General features: G+C 68.3%; 20 protein-coding genes. 13 read left to right on the top strand and 7 right to left on the bottom strand.

Annotated features, from left to right (window positions below):
• The 10 genes from HKK72_RS26500 to HKK72_RS26455 form a co-directional block, all read left to right on the top strand.
• A partial coding sequence (locus HKK72_RS26500) for a transketolase (protein ID WP_187237149.1) occupies positions 1 to 702 on the top strand: 702 nt, incomplete at its 5' end.
• The gene (locus HKK72_RS26495) at positions 699 to 1,829 is read left to right on the top strand and encodes a transketolase family protein (RefSeq protein ID WP_187237148.1); all 1,131 of its coding nucleotides are present in this window, start codon (positions 699 to 701) and stop codon (positions 1,827 to 1,829) included. The genes HKK72_RS26500 and HKK72_RS26495, both read left to right, overlap by 4 nt.
• Positions 1,804 to 1,971, top strand: coding sequence for a lysine biosynthesis protein LysW (gene lysW / locus HKK72_RS26490; RefSeq protein WP_187237147.1), 168 nt, complete (start codon positions 1,804 to 1,806; stop codon positions 1,969 to 1,971). Before HKK72_RS26495 ends, lysW begins: the two co-directional genes overlap by 26 nt.
• A complete protein-coding gene (gene lysX / locus HKK72_RS26485; protein WP_222721156.1) occupies positions 1,968 to 2,876 on the top strand; it encodes a lysine biosynthesis protein LysX in 909 nt (302 codons plus the stop codon). The genes lysW and lysX overlap by 4 nt, the downstream gene beginning before the upstream one ends.
• Positions 2,873 to 3,934, top strand: a complete 1,062-nt coding sequence (gene argC, locus HKK72_RS26480) for an N-acetyl-gamma-glutamyl-phosphate reductase (protein ID WP_187237146.1) — start codon at positions 2,873 to 2,875, stop codon at positions 3,932 to 3,934. Before lysX ends, argC begins: the two co-directional genes overlap by 4 nt.
• Positions 3,935 to 3,963: 29 nt before the next feature.
• On the top strand, positions 3,964 to 4,782 hold the full coding sequence (locus HKK72_RS26475) for a [LysW]-aminoadipate kinase (RefSeq protein ID WP_187237145.1): 819 nt from the start codon (positions 3,964 to 3,966) through the stop codon (positions 4,780 to 4,782).
• Positions 4,779 to 5,855, top strand: a complete 1,077-nt coding sequence (locus tag HKK72_RS26470) for a M20/M25/M40 family metallo-hydrolase (protein WP_187237144.1) — start codon at positions 4,779 to 4,781, stop codon at positions 5,853 to 5,855. Before HKK72_RS26475 ends, HKK72_RS26470 begins: the two co-directional genes overlap by 4 nt.
• A gap of 774 nt (positions 5,856 to 6,629) precedes the next feature.
• Complete coding sequence (locus HKK72_RS26465) at positions 6,630 to 6,872, top strand: hypothetical protein (RefSeq protein WP_187237143.1); 243 nt, start codon at positions 6,630 to 6,632, stop codon at positions 6,870 to 6,872.
• Positions 6,873 to 6,906: 34 nt separating this feature from the next.
• On the top strand, positions 6,907 to 7,371 hold the full coding sequence (locus HKK72_RS26460; RefSeq protein WP_187237142.1) for a hypothetical protein: 465 nt from the start codon (positions 6,907 to 6,909) through the stop codon (positions 7,369 to 7,371).
• Positions 7,372 to 7,400: 29 nt separating this feature from the next.
• Positions 7,401 to 7,571 carry a hypothetical protein gene (locus HKK72_RS26455; protein ID WP_187237141.1) on the top strand — a complete coding sequence of 57 codons (171 nt, stop codon included), beginning with the start codon at positions 7,401 to 7,403 and terminating at the stop codon, positions 7,569 to 7,571.
• Between the two features lie 37 nt (positions 7,572 to 7,608).
• On the opposite strand, the gene HKK72_RS26450 is transcribed toward HKK72_RS26455, so the two are convergent.
• From HKK72_RS26450 to HKK72_RS26425, 6 genes are all read right to left on the bottom strand, one after another.
• Positions 7,609 to 8,022 (bottom strand): hypothetical protein, encoded by a 414-nt coding sequence (locus HKK72_RS26450; RefSeq protein WP_187237140.1) that lies wholly within the window; start codon positions 8,020 to 8,022, stop codon positions 7,609 to 7,611.
• Entirely contained in the window at positions 8,019 to 8,669 is a 651-nt protein-coding gene (locus tag HKK72_RS26445) for a response regulator transcription factor (protein ID WP_187237139.1), read from the bottom strand. Before HKK72_RS26445 ends, HKK72_RS26450 begins: the two co-directional genes overlap by 4 nt.
• Positions 8,666 to 8,977 carry an ATP-binding protein gene (locus tag HKK72_RS26440; RefSeq protein ID WP_187237138.1) on the bottom strand — a complete coding sequence of 104 codons (312 nt, stop codon included), beginning with the start codon at positions 8,975 to 8,977 and terminating at the stop codon, positions 8,666 to 8,668. Before HKK72_RS26440 ends, HKK72_RS26445 begins: the two co-directional genes overlap by 4 nt.
• A gap of 58 nt (positions 8,978 to 9,035) precedes the next feature.
• On the bottom strand, positions 9,036 to 9,638 hold the full coding sequence (locus HKK72_RS26435) for an ABC transporter permease subunit (protein ID WP_187237137.1): 603 nt from the start codon (positions 9,636 to 9,638) through the stop codon (positions 9,036 to 9,038).
• Entirely contained in the window at positions 9,635 to 10,579 is a 945-nt protein-coding gene (locus HKK72_RS26430) for an ATP-binding cassette domain-containing protein (protein WP_187237136.1), read from the bottom strand. The genes HKK72_RS26435 and HKK72_RS26430 overlap by 4 nt, the downstream gene beginning before the upstream one ends.
• A 126-nt stretch (positions 10,580 to 10,705) precedes the next feature.
• The gene (locus HKK72_RS26425; RefSeq protein WP_187237135.1) at positions 10,706 to 11,716 is read right to left on the bottom strand and encodes a winged helix-turn-helix domain-containing protein; all 1,011 of its coding nucleotides are present in this window, start codon (positions 11,714 to 11,716) and stop codon (positions 10,706 to 10,708) included.
• A gap of 384 nt (positions 11,717 to 12,100) precedes the next feature.
• On the opposite strand from HKK72_RS26425, the gene HKK72_RS26420 reads away from it, so the two are divergent.
• Positions 12,101 to 13,099: a helix-turn-helix domain-containing protein gene (locus tag HKK72_RS26420; protein WP_187237134.1), complete on the top strand. Its 999-nt coding sequence runs from the start codon at positions 12,101 to 12,103 to the stop codon at positions 13,097 to 13,099.
• Positions 13,100 to 13,117: 18 nt separating this feature from the next.
• Here the strand turns inward: HKK72_RS26420 and HKK72_RS26415 are convergent, their stop codons facing one another.
• The gene (locus HKK72_RS26415) at positions 13,118 to 13,603 is read right to left on the bottom strand and encodes a hypothetical protein (protein WP_187237133.1); all 486 of its coding nucleotides are present in this window, start codon (positions 13,601 to 13,603) and stop codon (positions 13,118 to 13,120) included.
• A 521-nt stretch (positions 13,604 to 14,124) separates the two neighbouring features.
• Between HKK72_RS26415 and HKK72_RS26410 the strand changes: the two genes are divergently transcribed.
• Both HKK72_RS26410 and HKK72_RS26405 read left to right on the top strand, forming a co-directional pair.
• Positions 14,125 to 15,276, top strand: a complete 1,152-nt coding sequence (locus HKK72_RS26410) for a LeuA family protein (RefSeq protein ID WP_187237132.1) — start codon at positions 14,125 to 14,127, stop codon at positions 15,274 to 15,276.
• A gap of 3 nt (positions 15,277 to 15,279) precedes the next feature.
• A partial coding sequence (locus tag HKK72_RS26405) for a taurine catabolism dioxygenase TauD (RefSeq protein WP_187237131.1) occupies positions 15,280 to 16,074 on the top strand: 795 nt, incomplete at its 3' end.

Here is a 16,074-nt window from a genome sequence, read left to right as displayed (position 1 = left end):
CTCTACTTCGCGGTACTGCGGGTCGACCCGCGGGATCCCCGGGCGCTGGATCGCGACATCCTGATCCTGAGCAAGGGCCACGGCGCCATCTGCCTGTACGCCGTCCTGGCGGAGCGCGGCTTCTTCCCGGTCGCCGAGCTGGCCACGTACGGCCGGCCGGGCAGCCGTCTGATGGCCCACCCGACCAGGGACGTGCCGGGAGTGGAGATGCCCACCGGCTCGCTCGGCCACGGGCTCGCACTGGCCAACGGATTCGCCGTCGCCGCTCGCGGGGACGGGTCCCGCCGCCGTACCTTCGTCGTGCTCGGTGACGGTGAGCTGCAGGAGGGTTCGGTCTGGGAGGCCGCGATGGCCGCGAGCAGCCTGGGTCTGGACGGCCTGGTCGCCGTCGTCGACCGCAACGGGTTGCAGATCACCGGTTCCACCGAGAACACGGTCGGCCTCGAGCCGCTGAGCGACCGGTGGCGCAGCTTCGGATGGCACGTCCGGGAGGTCGACGGGCACGAACCGGAGGCGTTACTCGAAGCCTTCACCGCGGATTCGGTCGGCGGTCCGACGGTGGTGCTCGCCCATACCGTCAAGGGACATGGCCTGCCGTTCATCGAGGGCCGGGTGCAGAGCCATTACGTCCGCCTGCGCGCTCGCCAGCGGCTTCGGGCGCTGACGGTTCTTCACAGCCAACGGGAAAGAGACGTCCCATGACCGAGGAGACACCGGCCGGCGCGCCGAAGGCCACCCGCGAGGCCTATCGCGATCTGCTGGCCGAGGTACTGCCAGGCGACGAACGCCTGTACTGCCTGGACACCGACACGGGGCTCTTCACCGGAGTCGACTTCGGCACCGCGGCGGACCGCTACCTCAACCTCGGCATCGCCGAGCACAACCTCATGGGGGTCGCGGCGGGCCTGGCCGCGAGCGACAAGGTGCCCTTCGTGAACACGATGGCCACGTTCGCCGCCACGCGGGCGCTCGAGGCGGTCAAGATCGACATTGCCTACAATGCGCTGCCGGTGCGGATCGTGGCGACGCACGGCGGGCTCGCCGCCGGGCACCTCGGCCCCACCCATCACGCGCTCGAGGACCTCGCGATCATGCGGATGCTCCCGGGCTTCACCGTGGTGGTGCCCGCCGACGCCGACAGCACCGAGCAGGCCGTACGGCAGAGCCTGACGATGCCCGGACCGGTGTATCTGCGCCTCGGCAGGGGTGTGACGGCGCCGCTCGCGGCGGCGCTGCCGGACGGGGCCGCCGCGATCCCATCGTTTGAGATCGGCAGGGCGCAGCGGCTGCGGGCCGGCGGCGACCTGGCCATCGTCGCCTGCGGACCGCATCCGGTGGCCGCCGCGCTGCACGCCGCGGAGACCCTGGCCGACCGCGGTGTCGAGGCCGCGGTGCTGAACCTGCACACGCTCCGCCCGCTGGACACCGACGCCATCGTCGCGGCCGCCCGCGGCACCGTCGGGGTGGTCACCGTCGAGGAGCACTGGCGCACCGGGGGGCTCGGCGCCGCCGTCGCCGAGACGCTCGCGGAACACGCCCCGGCCCGCATCATCCGCGTCGGGATGCCCGACACCTTCTCAACGGTCGTCGGCGGCCAGGAACATCTGCTCCAGCACTACGGGATCACCGCCGAGGGGGTCGTTGGCGCGGCCCGCGACCTGCTCGGCGCGGCCCGCTCCAGTGACCGGCACGACCCGCACGACCCGCCGAAGTCCGTACGACCCCGAACACCCCATGTGGAAGCCGCACGCCCCGGGATCGGTCCCAACGGCGGGACCGGCGTGATCGATGGAGGTGAAAGGCATGAACCAGACCTGCCCCGAGTGTGAGGGAACGGTCCAACTCGCCGAACCCGTACGGCTCAGTGAGATCGCGCAGTGCTCGGAGTGCTCGGCCGAGCTGGAAGTCGTGAACCTCGATCCGGTGTCCCTGGCACCGGCGCCGGAGATCGAGGAGGACTGGGGCGAGTGAAAGCGCTTGCTGTCGTCGCCTCCAGGGTCCGCTTCGAGGAGAAACAGATCTTCGCTGCCCTCGAGCGCCGCCGGATACCGTACGTCCATATCGACGCCAGGCGGTTCTCGGCGGAACTGCCGACCGCGACCGAGCCCGCGCTCCCTGCCGGAGACCGCCGAAAGGGGGAGCCTCGGGCGGAGCGTGATCGGCCCTATGCGGCCGCGCTGAACCGGGAGATCTCGCAGAGCCGCGGCTACTACGCGTCACTGCTCTTGGAGGCGCAGGGCGTGCCCGCGGTCAACCGGGCCGAGGTGATCGCCACCTGCGGCGACAAGCTCCGGACCTCCCTCGAACTGACGCGCGCGGGCCTGCCCATCCCCCGTACCGCCGTGGCCCTGACCCGGAAGTCGGCCGCCGAGGTGATGGACAAGCTCGGCTTTCCGGTCGTCGTCAAGCCGCTGACGGGCTCCTGGGGGCGGCTCGCCGCGGTACTGCGCGACCACGAGACCGCCGAGGCGGTGCTGGAACACCGCGCGGCGCTCCCCTCCCCCCAGCAGCACGTCGTGTACCTGCAGGAACTGATCGACAAACCGGGCCGGGACATCCGGGTGATCGTCGTCGGGGACGACGTCGTCGCCGCGACCTACCGGAGCGCCGACGGCTGGCGCACCAACGTGGCCCGCGGCGGGCGGTCATGGCCCTGCCCGCTGTCCGACGAGCTCACCCGGCTGGCACTCGCCGCGGCCCGGGCGGTCGGCGGCGGCGTGCTCGGCGTCGATCTGGTCGAGAACCGCGATGGCCGGCTGCATGTGCTGGAGGTCAACCACACGGTGGAGTTCAAGGGTGTCCAGACCGCGCACGGTGACACCGTGGACGTGGCCGACGCCATCGTCGGGCAGGCGCTGGCGGAGGCTACCGAGTGATCCGTGTCAGCGTGGTCGGCGCCGCGGGTTATCTCGGCGGCGAAGTGCTCCGCCTGCTGCTCGGCCACCCCGAGGCGACCGTCCATCAGGCGGTGTCCACCCGGTTCCCGGGGCGGCGGGTCGACTCCGTGCACCCCAACCTGCGCGCCGTGACGGATCTGGCCTTCTGCGCGCTGGACGACCTCACCGAGTGCGACGTGCTGATCCTCGCGACGCCGCACAAGGCGACCATGGGACTGCTGCCCGGGCTGGCGGCATGCGCCGGCCAGGTCATCGACCTGTCCGCCGATTTCCGGCTCGGCGACGCCGAGACGTACGAGCGCTATTACGGCGTCGAGCACACCGCTCCCGAGCTGCTGGCGCACGCGGTCACCGGGTGCCCGGAGCTGTTCCGTGCCGAGTTGCGCGAAGCGGACCTGATCAGCGTGCCCGGATGCATGGCGACGGCGGCCGTCCTCGCACTGACGCCGCTGACCGGCCTGATCGAGGGTACCGTCCAGGTCGACGCGCGGACCGGCTCCAGCGGTTCGGGCTCCACCGCCGGCGAGGCCAACCTGCACGCCGAGCGAAGCGGCGCCATGCGCGTGTTCGCCCCGGTCCGGCACCGGCACGAGGCCGAGGTGGCCGATATGACCGGCCTGAACGTGCGGATGACGGCGACCGGGGTGGAGGCGGTGCGTGGCGTCCAGGTGGTGTGCCACGCGCGGTCGCGGACCCCGCCGACGGCGGCACCGGCGGTGAACGCGGCACCGGGACACCGGACCGCGGTCGACGAGATGGCGGTACGCCGCGCGTTCCGGGAGCGGTATGAGGCGGAGCCGTTCGTCAGGATCGTCACCCACAGGCGTGGCGCTCATCGGCTTCCCGATCCGAAGATCCTGCTGGGCTCGAACTACTGCGACGTGGGCTTCGCCGTCGACGGCGAGCGGATCACCGCGATCGCGGCCCTGGACAACCTGGTGAAGGGCGGCGCCGGGAACGCCGTGCAGTGCCTCAACATCCGCATGGGCTGGCCGGAGCGGCTCGGACTGGAGTTCCCCGGCCTGCATCCACTCTGAGCCGGGAGGGATCGGCCATCAACCCCACCGTGGTCAAGATCGGCGGTGCACTCGCTCCAGAGAACATCTGCGGGGACATCGCCCGGACACGCGCACGCGGTGAACGACTGGTGGTCGCGCACGGCGGCGCGAGCGAGATCGCGCGGCTGGCCACCGAGCTCGGCGTGCCCCAGCGGACACTGACCTCGCCGGACGGGCTGACCAGCCGGCACACCGACCCGGCGATGCTGGATGTGATCACCCTCGCCATGACGGGGCGGGTGAAGCCCCGGCTGTTGCGCGCTCTGGCGGTGCACGGCGTCCGGGCGGCCGGCCTGACCGGGCTGGACGCGGGACTGCTGACGGCCAGGCGCAAGGCCGCGCAACGTACCGTCCGGGACGGGCGCACCGTCGTGGTCCGAGACGACCACAGCGGCCGGCTCGTCTCCGTCGACCCGGCCGTGGTCCGCACGCTGCTCGACGCCGGGATCACGCCGGTGCTCTCGCCGCCCGCGATGGGCACGGACGGGCGACCGCTCAATGTCGACGCCGACCGGGTGGCGGCCGCGGTGGCGGCGGCACTCGGTGCGGAGCGGCTGATCCTGCTCACCGCGGCCCCGGGTGTCCTGCGCGACGCGTCCGATGAGTCCACCGTGCTCACCCGCTGTGAACTTCCGACCGAGGGCGCGGTGCCGTACGCCGCCGGCGGAGGCATGCACCGCAAGCTCGTCGCCGCGCGCACCGCCCTGCTCGGCGGAGTGGCACAGGTGGTCATCGCCGACGGGCGGGTGGCCTCGCCCCTCGGGTCGGCGCTCTCCGGCGGGGGCACCCGAGTCATCATCCGGAACCCTACGGAGGCGACCTCATGACACTGACCGACGACACGGCCGTCGACCTGTTGTCCCAGCTGCTCACCATCCACTCACCCTCCGGCCATGAACACCGCCTCGCCGGCTTTCTCGAGGGCGCACTGCGCGAGCTGGGATTCTCCGCGCATCTCGACGAGGTCGGAAACGTGATCGGTGACATCGGAACCGGGGCCGGGCCCACCATCATGTTCCTCAGCCACCTGGACACCGTCGACCGGCCGATGCCGGCGACTCGGGACGGAGAGCGCCTTCGCGGCCGCGGCGCTGTCGACGCCAAGGCCCCGCTCGCGGCGATGATCTGTGCCGCAGCCCGCCGAGCGGAGTTCGCGGGGACGGTGAGGGTGGTCGGCGCGGTCGAGGAGGAACGGCTCTCCCGGGGCGGGCATCACATCGCGCGTACACAGCCGCAGCCCGACGCCTTGGTCATCGGGGAGCCGAGCGGCTGGTCGGGCGTGGTGCTCGGCTACCGCGGCAAAGTCGACCTCGAGTATCGGGTGCAGCGGCCGTCGACGCACTCGACCAATCCGATGCGCAAGGCGAGTGAGGTGGCGGTGGACTTCTGGCGAGACCTCCTCGCCGCCCTCGGCCCCGAACTCGATCACGCCGCCTTCGGGCTCCCGGCCGCCACCCTGCGGGCGATCCGGGCGGACGTCCTCGAAGCATGGCTCGATGTGGACTGCCGGATCCCGCCGGATTTCGACGTCCCGGCCTTCGTCGCGGCGTTGAGGGCGGCGGCCGGGACCGGCGAGCTGAACGTCGTCCGGCACACCCCAGCGGTCCGGGTCTCACGCGCCGATCCCGTGGTGCGTGCCCTGTCGGCCGCGATCCGCCGGCAGGGCGGAACCCCACGGCCCCTGCTCAAGACCGGGACCTCCGACATGAACACCGTCTCGGGGCGGTGGCGGACGCCGATGGCGGCCTACGGTCCAGGGGACAGCTCGCTCGATCACGGCGACGACGAGAGCATCGACATAGCCGAGTACCTCCGCGGCGTCGAGGTGCTGGCCACCGCCCTCGACGAGCTGGCCGCCGGACCGGCGCCGGAGCCCCCGGCCGAAACCGAGCGCACCTGAACCTGCGGCCGCCGGCCCAGATCGCCGATCTGCTGAAGCGCACCGGCACCCCAGGGGTCCACCACCGCAGACCAGCACATCGGCCCGCTGCCCAACCTGTCAGCAGTGCTGAAGGCGATCGAGGTCGACCCGCCGCCCAGTGAGGCGAAGCCGACCGGGGTGGGCACGACTGGCCGCTGCTCGCAAAGAACCGTGGCCCGGCCGACAGCCCACGTTTCGGTGTGCTGTCGGCCGGCCTCGTCGGCTGTGGAGTTGCGGGGAAACCGTGACCGTCAGCTCGAAACCGCCCGTCGCCCCCGTCTCTGGGCCCGAACTTGGGTCTGTCGACCCATGCGAACCGATGAATACAGACTTAACCTGTCTGAATTATTGAAAAGGAGGCGCTGCTCGTCTCTTGCTCCAGAGGAGGGGTGGCGATGGTCGATCGCCGCGGCGTGGCGACAGCAACGGCGCTCGGAACGGGCACTGCGCTGGCCGGCACAGTCGCCGCGGTCGCGGTCGCGGTCGCGGCGATCCTGGCCGCCGGCGTCGCCGCGTTGTCCCCCGGGTTCTACTGGGGATCCGCCGCCGCCGTGGTGGCCCTGCACTCGGCGCTGGGGCTCGTGGCCGGCCGACTGGTCGCTCCCAGGCTGCGCCGGGCGGGCGTGATGCCGGGGCGGTCCTTGTATGGGCCGGCGGCCTGGCCGACTGCCCAGACGAGGACCCAACACCGGCCCCGTCACGGCGCCGCCCGCGGCCCTGCCGGTCGACCCGAACGAGCCGCTGGGAGCCCGCATGGTGGGCTACGACAGCTATTTCCTGCAGAGCTCGGCGACAGGCCAGTTCAAACGTCTGGACGTCATCACCGACGGGGGCAACTTTCTGGCCCTGCGCCACTACGTGCAGGGGAACGGTATGCCCGACATCTGGGAGGTGGTCGACAACACCTGGGCGGATGTGTCGGTGGGCACGCCGTCGGCCGGGCAAGGGATGGGACTGGTCGTTCGCCGGACATCAGCGCAACAACGAGACCGGTGAGACGACGATCTGGCTACGCACCAGCGGCAGGGCCATGGAATCAGCGCAGGTCAATCTCGGACCGGTCTGGAGGTACGCCAGGGGCGGGACCAAGGGGTGGGCCTCAGGTGGGGCCGAAGAGGCGATCCGGGGCATCGAGAAGGAACTGACTCGCAGAACAGGCTCCGCCGTGACGCTGCCGGGCGCGGCAAAGAACACGATCCGGCTCAGCCCCTATGTCGGCATCGGGGGCATGCTGCAGTGGGGCACGCAGTACGCCATCACCTTCGACAGGAACGCACGGGCACGAAGCCTGGTCCAGACCGACAACGTCGCGCTGACCGGCCACGTCCGAGGAGCCGTCAACCTCGGGCCCGTGGGCGCATGGACCAACCAGTCGGTGATCGGCGCTCGCTGGATCACCAACAAGAGCCTTGACCTGACCGATCCCCAGGACGTGGCCGCGGCGAAGAGACTCTGGATCGAGGGATCAATGAATCCCCCGCCCGCTCCGCGCTGAACGGCTACTTCGACCAGGGCGGCGGCAGGATGGCCAAGGTCACCTACGACAGCCACAAGCCCATCTACCACGTGAGCGTGGGTCTGCCGCTCGTCGCGCTCGACTTCGAAGGCGACTCCGAGAACGCCGACGCGAGCAAAGCCGAATACCACGTGCCCGGAAAGGGATGGGTGAAATGGGACAAATGCAGCGCGCGCTGAACACCCCAGTGGTCATAGACGTCCGGCTGATCCGCTGTCAGCATATCCCAATACAGGTTTTCTTGGCGACCTCGCGGCCTTCGACAGTAAGGCTGAAGTCGCCGTTGGCATTGCCGTGGTCGGGTGCCACCGAGGAGACAGTCCCTTTCAGGCCGACCGTCTTGCCATCCTGTGTCTTCCCACTGCATTCGATGGGGACAGTGTTTTCTTTCGGCCCTTCCGTCGAGCAGTTGAGATCGCCCTCGAGCTTCGCCTTGGCGACCTGTTCGAGCTCTTGCCGGCCGTGAACTTCAACCGTCCCCTCGGCGTCCCCCTGCGTGCTCGCGTCCTCGAAGATCCCGCAACCGGTAATCAGAAATGCGGTAAAACAGGTGCCGATTATTCTCATTTTCATGGCGATCTCCTTGCCGTTCGTCGGTTCGCTTCCCGGCTTGCGCCTTGCGCAGATCATGTGCCGGGGCGGATGAGACCGGTTTCGTAGGCGAATACGGCGGCCTGGGTGCGGTCACGCAGACCGAGCTTGGTGAGGATACGGCTGACGTGCGATTTCACGGTCTGTTCCACGACCACCAGATCAGCGGCGATCTCGGAGTTGGACCGTCCCTGGGCAATGAGCAGCAGGACCTCGGTCTCGCGCTCTGTGAGCTTCCCGAGCCGCTGCCGGTTCGGGGCGCGGGGAGCGCCGACCCGGCCGAACTCAGCGATGAGCCGCCGGGTCACTGAGGGCGCGAGCAGCGCCTGCCTGTCCGCCACCACCCGGATCGCGTGCGTGAGCTCGTGGGCCGAGGAGTTCTTCAGCAGGAATCCGCTGGCTCCGGCGCGCAGCGCCTTGTAGACGTACTCGTCGAGATCGAAGGTGGTGAGCACCAGCACCTCGGTCCGCCCGGCGACCTCCCGGGTGGCCTGCAGCCCATCGAGCCCGGGCATGCGCACGTCCATCAGCACCACGTCTGGGGCGAGGTCGTCGACCTTCTCGATGGCGTCCCTTCCGTCGACCGCCTCGCCGACGACCTCGATGCCGTCCTGGGCCGTGAGCAGCACCGAGAATCCCTCGCGGACCAGTTCCTGGTCGTCGGCGATCAATACACGAATGGTCATGTGCTCTTCGCCTCGGTGAGGGGCAAGACGGCGGTCACGGCGTAGCCGTCGTCCTGGGTGGGCTCGGCGGTCAGTCTCCCGCCCAGCATCACAGCACGTTCGTGCATCCCCAGAGGCCCGTGGCCGGTCCGGGGGGATCCTGCCGAGGTGGTGGGCGGTTGCGAGTGACCGGGGGGCGCGCCATTGGTGACCCTCAGCTCCAGTTGCTCGGGGCGATAGTAGATTTCCACACGCCCGGCCGAGCCCGGGGCGTGCCGCATCACGTTGCTCAGTGCCTCCTGCACGATCCGGTAGGCCGACAGCTCCACGCCGGGCGACAGGGGTCTTTGCCGGCCACGGATCTCAAGGGCAATGGCCGACCCTGCCTCACTGACGCTCTGGACCAGATCCCGTCGGCCCGAACAGCGACGGCACCAGCACGATCCCGATCATGGTGGTGATCGCGGCGGCCGAGTGCCGCAGCACGGCGCCGAGCGCCAGGCCGAGCAGACCCACCGCTGCGCAGCACACGCCGATGCCCAACACCGCGGGGAACGGGTCACCAGAGGCGTGCCCCTCTCCGGCGAGCATCACCGTGCCGATCCGGTAGGCGATCACACTCGCGATCAACGTTGCCGTGAACATCACCGCCGCGACCACCACGGCCTTGGCCGCCAACACAAGCCCCCTACGCGGGGTCGCCGCGAAAGTCGCACGGATGGTCCCGGAACCGAACTCCCCCGATATCGCCAGTACGCCGAACACACTGGCGGCGATCTGCGCTGTGGCCGCACCGGTGAGGCTGCCGCCCAGAATGGTGTCATCGGGCTGCAGACTTCCGGTCGCCCCGACGAACACCCCGAATGCAACGATCAGCACCATCGTCACGACCGGAGTCCACCGCGTGGACCGCACCGTCCAAGCCTTGGTCCATTCCGCGGCCAGTACATTTCGGAATCCCACCCGGCCGTCGTGCACGACCGGGCTCATGATGTCGTCTCCGCATCGATCCGCGGTTCGGATCCCCCGTCCAAGGCCCGGTATTCCACGTCGGCGTCGGTCATCTTCGTGTAGGCCTCCTCGAGCGAGGACAGCCGCGGAGCCAACTCATGCAACTCGATCCCACGGTCGATCGCCAGTTTGCCGATGCCGGCCGCATCAAGGCCGCTGACCAGCCACGCTCCCGCGTCATGCGGCTGGACCAGGGCACCCCGTTCTTCCAGCACCGCCCGCAACCGGGCGGCGTTCGGGCTTCGTACGACGGTGAGCGGCCGCGAGTTGCGTTCGATGAATTCACGCATCGGGGTGTCGGCCAGCAGCCTGCCCCGGCCGATCACGATGAGATGATCGGCCGTCAACTCCATCTCACTCATCAGGTGACTGGACAGCAGCACCGTCCTACCCTCGTCGGCCAGCCCTTTCAGCAGCGAGCGCAACCACCGAATGCCCTCGGTATCGAGCCCGTTCACCGGCTCGTCCAAGATCAAAGTTCCGGGATTCCCGAGCAGTGCGGCGGCGAGCCCCAATCGCTGCCCCATCCCGAGAGAGAATCCACCGGCGCGCTTCCGCGCGACCGAGGCCAAGCCGACCTGTTCGAGCACCTCCTCCACCCGGCGCCGGGCCAGCCCGTTACTGCGCGCCAACCACAGCAGGTGGTGGTAGGCCGACCGCCCGCTGTGCACCGCCTTGGCGTCCAAAAGCGCCCCGACCTCGCGCAGCGGCGCCCGCAGCGCCCGGTACGGGCGGCCATTGACCACCACGCGACCACCGCTCGGTGCATCGAGGCCAAGGATCAACCGCATGGTGGTCGACTTGCCCGCCCCATTCGGCCCGAGAAATCCGGTCACGGCTCCGGGACGAACCTGAAACGACAGGCCGTCGACCGCTGGCCTGCCGCCATAACGTTTGGTCAGATTCATCGCCTCGATCACGTGCTCTCCCAACCCCGGGCCCGTCCGAGCCGGTCACCACTGACGGTACGAAGCCACTGGGCCGGGCACATCGCCCCTGAGAGCGCACCTCACCCCTCACTCTCAAGTACAACTGGGCTCGTCGGGTCAGCCACGGCTGAATTCCTGCTGGGTTTCGGGAGATGGGGTGGCCGAATCCTCAGGGTCGGCGAGGAGGCGGTGTCCCAGTGGGCTGAGGGTGTGCAGGACCGAGCCTCGGTTGCGTTGCGTCGTGATCAACCCGGCGTCGCGGAGCACGGCCGCGTGCTGGCTGGCCGAAGCGATCGAGGTGCCCGCCCTCCGGCTGAGCTCCGTTGTGGTGCAACCGTCCTGGACGGACCGCAGAATGATCGCGCGGGTCCTGCCGAGCAGAGCGCTGAGGGATCTGCCCTCCGGCCGGGGAATCGGGTGGTGGAGATCATGGGTCACCGGATACACGAGCACGGGCCGCAGCTCGGGATCGACCAGCGTCACCGGTGTACGGCAGCAGAAGTACGACGGCAGCAAAAGCAGGCCACGGCCCTCCAGAACCAGATCCTGCGCGACCGGGTAGTCGACCTCCAGTACCGGGGGGTTCCATCGCATCAGCGGGCGGTAGCTTCGTAGCATGCCCTCGACACCGCCATCGGCGAAGGCACGCAACCGCTTGGCCCTGTCCGCCTCGATGTGCGTCTCTATGGACGTCCACAGCGGCTGAAGCACCGCATCGTGATACGAGCGCAGCGCCTGCCTCAGGCCGTCCAGGATGCGGATGTCCCCGCCTGCCATTCTGAGGGTCCAGTCCGGCAGGGGGCGATCGGCGGCGAGCCGTTCCAGATCAGCCCGGATACGGGCGGGCGGCGTGGCCAGGACATGCTCGATCTCATCGTCCAGCCCGGTCTGCGGTCCGACTGGGGTGAGGAAGTCCGGAAAGTAGGGCGCGTGCGGCGCCAGGGTCATCAGTGGACGAATCCACCAGCGCAACCTGTCACGCGCATAGCGGCGCCAGCCGTCGTACTGCACGGGGCCTTCCCGGTTCTGCAGTAACTGGACGCTCAGCACGATCTCCCACATGGCGTCGGGACCTGCACCGACCCGCGTTCGGGCGAGATCCTCAAGACCGAAGTGGATCCGCAGCATGACGCCCCCAGCGACCCGCCGTTGCCTGCTGTACGCACTCAGATCAATCCTCTACGACATCTGCGACCGTCGATATCGTGGATAACTCTGACAAAGCTCTTAACTTCCACCTTACTTCACACCATTCCGACCGCTTTGTCCTGTTACGGCCCCTGATGCCGCACCCTGCTTCCCTCGGGGTTTCAGCGGTGGCTGAAAGGCGTGGCCGGCGTGGCCGGATGAGTTCATCCTCCTGTGCGTGGCCATGTCCATGCCGATCCGCACCCGCGGACCAAGCGCAAAGCGTCTCACCGCATACGGGCGCTCTGCAGCGCCCAGAAAAGTCGCTCAACCCCCCGGATACGCCCGTACAAGCGCATCTCAAAGAGGAAGATGGCGTTGGGAATGCGCGCGCTGATCGACTCAGACCATGTACCTGCAGACGACAGATTCGACTGTTTCCGAGATATGTTCTTGGCCGAGCCGGCCCCTGCGGAGGTCTTCCGCGACAAGCCTGCCGACTTCTCCGGAATGATAGCCAGTGCCGACTTCGGCATGGTGACGTTGGTGACGCTGTCCAGCCGCACCGCAGTCAGCGGCGGGGCTCGTCGCACTCCGAAGCTGATCCGCCGATCGGACCCTGACGGCTACCGTCTGGTCTTCAACCGGCACAATACCGGCGCCCTGACCCACAACGGAAACAACGCGACGCTATCTCCTGGAGACCTCACCCTGATCGACACGTCACTCCCTTTCGAATGGCGAATACCAGGGGGCGACTACTGGCATGCGGTCAGAATCCAGCGTGAATTGCTTCCACTCCCCCATCACACCGTGCGGACGATCATCGGAGCCCGGCTCTGCGGCAAGACCGGTATCGGCGCATTGCTGACGACTCTGGTGACCAAGGCGGCCCAAGACATCGACCACTACCGCCCGACCGACGCCATACGCGTGTCGACCACCCTTCTGGACCTCCTCGGCGGCCTGCTCGTCCACGAACTGGAGGCCGACACCGCCCTACCACCAGGATCACACCAGCGGGTCCTCTTCCGGCGAATCCAGGTCTTCATACAGCAGCGGCTCGGTGATCCGGCCCTGACCCCGGAGACGATCGCCGCCGCCCATTGCATCTCTGTCCGCACGCTGCACCGGCTCTTCCAAAGCCACGACGACACGGTCGCCGGTTGGATCCGCACCCAACGGCTGGACCGCTGCCGACAGGAGCTGACCAATCCACTGCTCGACGAGCAAACGGTTCAGACCATCGCCGCCCGATGGGGATTCACGGCGGCCGCGCACTTCACTCGAGCGTTCCGCGCAGCGTACGGACTCAGCCCACAGGAATACCGCAGACACGATGACGCATCACCGGCTGGGCACGCCTCGAATCGACCACTGTGATCAATAGCGACTGACCGATCAACTGACAATCTCGCCGTACGCCGAACCGCAGGCGCCCGCGACACTCATCCGCAGACGGTAACTGCCGTTGCTCACCCGCGCCGACCACCTATCGGCACCGGCGTTGGCGGAGCGGATCCCACCGGCGACCTTGGTCCCGGCAGAATTGATGACGTCGTACGTCAACGACCTGTTGCAGCTGTGGTTGTCCGTGAAGATTTCGACCGACCCGTCGGTCACGCTCAAGGCGGCAGAGGTGCAACCTGTCTGAGGAGTCGAGAACGAGCAAGTCCTGGTGGCCGCCTGGGCACTCGTCGAAGTGGCGAGCAGCGCACCTGCGCACATCGCTCCGGCCACAGCAACATGCGCAGCGACCCTCATGACTTTCGGCACATTTCCTCCTTGTGTTGGCTCGTACATAGTCGAATATGGTTCCCGAACATACATAGAGAGCATCAACAAGTCGTTGACGATGCGCGCCAGGTGCTTGACGAAGCGCGCCAAGCGGCGTGCAGAGCCCGCGCGCGGATGACGATTGCGTGGACGTGGAGGTCGTGTTCGGCGGGATCCCCGCCGCCATGGCCGACCCCGCGCCACAGTCGCAGCACGGCCGGCGGGCCGACTCCGCGGTGCAGCGCGATGCCTTGTTCCCGTTAGAGGGAAAGACCATGCCGGTACGGCGCAGCGCGTGCGCCGAATTCCGGTCTCAACGGCCCGTACCCACGGGCGGTTCCCTCCGCCGGCGCGGTTCTCTGCTATCCCAGAGCCCACATCGACCACAGTCGCCCCAGGGGTAATTGGATGAATGCTGGTCATGTTCGACCAGAACGTGTTGACGACCGGGATTGGTTGGCGTACAAATTTGAATTGTTCGCCGTGAATTCGACTTTCCAGGGGGGCGAAAGAGGTTGCGGTCCGCCATCAGGAATGGCTTTGACTGGCGCTCCGCGTTATTCATCGACGGTCCACTAATATTCTCGCACGCCGCATCGGGTGCGGCATGCCCGAGTTCACAGGGATGATCGATGGCTGAGGAGCCGGCACGTCGGGTTTCCATTTTCGATACTACACTCCGCGACGGCGAACAAGCGCCTGGTAACGCAATGACGCCAGATCAGAAAGTCGATCTGGCGCTGCGCATGGAGGCGCTCGGCGTCGACTACATTGAAACCGGGTTTCCCGCGTCCGCGCCCGCCGAAATGGAGGCGACGAGGCTAATAGCCGAGCGGCTGACACGGGCGCACTTCACTACGTTCTGCCGCGCGGACCGCCGCGACATCGACGCCGCCGTGCAGGCAGGCGGCACCCGCCGCCACCAGGTGCAGATCCTGGTCACGGGCAGCGACCTGCACTTGGAGCACAAGCGGCGGATCACCCGCAAGGAGGGTCTGGACGAGGTCACCGACGCCGTAGGGCACGCCCGGTCGCTCGGCATCCAGGACATCTCGGTCGGGATCGAGGACGCCAGCCGCGGCGACCACGACTACCTGCATGAACTGACCGACCGGGCGCTCACCGAAGGGGCCCGTACCTTCGTGATCGGCGACACCTCGGGTTGCATGACCCCGGAGGCGTACGGCCGGCTGACCGCCAGATTCCGTACCTGGGTACCGGCTCCGGCCCGGTTGTCCACCCACTGCCATGACGACTTCGGGCTGTCGCTGGCCAACGCGATCGCCAGCCTGCAGGCGGGGGCCGACGAGGTCCAGGCCACGCTGGGCGGCATCGGCGAGCGCGCCGGCAATACGCCGCTGGAGGAGGTGGTGGCGCTGCTCGCCTACAAGCGGGACGAGCTGGGGCTTTACACCGACATCGACACCACTGGGCTGAACGATGCGTACGGAATGCTGCGCGCGGCCATCGGGCTGACCGAGCCGCGGAACAAACCGATCTTCGGGACGTACGCGTTCAGTACCGCGGCCGGCATCCACCAGCAGGGCGTGCTGCGCAACCCGGAGACCTATGAGTATGTCGAGCCGCGCAGGTTCGGTCGCAGTCGGTCCATCCTGATCGCCCGGCACTCCGGCCGCAGCGTACTCCGGTACCTGCTGGACGAACTGGGCATCGAGGCCAACGAGGACGAGCTCACCGAGCTGTACCGGGTGCACATCGCCGAACGCCCCGGTGGTGACTGTGAGGACATCGGCGTGCTGCGGGAACGGCTAGGGAGGAACTGACCGGTGCGGCCTTTCGCGACCTTCACCGACGACGAGCGCGACGAACTGCGGGACCGGCTCAGCGACCCCGGCATTCCCAGCCCCTACCAGGACTATCCGCTGTTCTCACAGGCCGTCGCCGCGCTGCAGGTGCCGACCTGGATGGCCGAGATCGGTGCGCGGATCCGGCGGGAGCGTGCCGATGGGCTGGCGGGCGCGCACGTGCTGCGCAACTGCCCGGTGGACGAGGTCGTCCCCGAACTGGGCAACGACGACCCGGTGGCCGACAAGTACGCCCGGAAGAAGACCTTCGTGGCTGAGGCGTTTCTGGAGATGTTCGCCCGTTGCACCGGAACGCCGCTGCTGGCGTACGGCAGCCGCAACAACGGCGACTTCTTCACCGACGTGGTGGCGATCGACCGCTACCGCGGCATGCAGACCGGTTTCAGCGACAGCGAGCTGGTGTACCACAACGACCGCACCGCGCATTCGGTACGGGCCGACCACATCACGCTGCTCGGCATGCGCTGCCCGGAGGAGGAGCTGGTCTACACCGGATTCGTGGACGGCAGGTCGCTGCTGGAGCAGCTCGGTGAGCGGGACCGCCAGGTATTGCGGCGGCACTACTTCGTGACACCGTTCGACGTCTTCTCGCGTGACGCCAACAGCCGGCAGATCGTCTCTGAGGAGCATCCGATCCTGGAGAACGAGTACAGCTTTCGCTACCTGGACGCCACCACCACCGTCGCGCCCGGAAGCCCGCCGGAGGCCAAGGACGCGCTGCTGGCGATGCGGAACGCACTGACCAGAGCTCCCAAG

It is taken from the genome of Actinomadura sp. HBU206391 (assembly GCF_014323665.1).
GTDB lineage: Bacteria > Actinomycetota > Actinomycetes > Streptosporangiales > Streptosporangiaceae > Actinomadura_C.
Note: the sequence above shows the minus strand (reverse complement) of the source record. Positions and strands in the feature narration are given on the sequence as shown.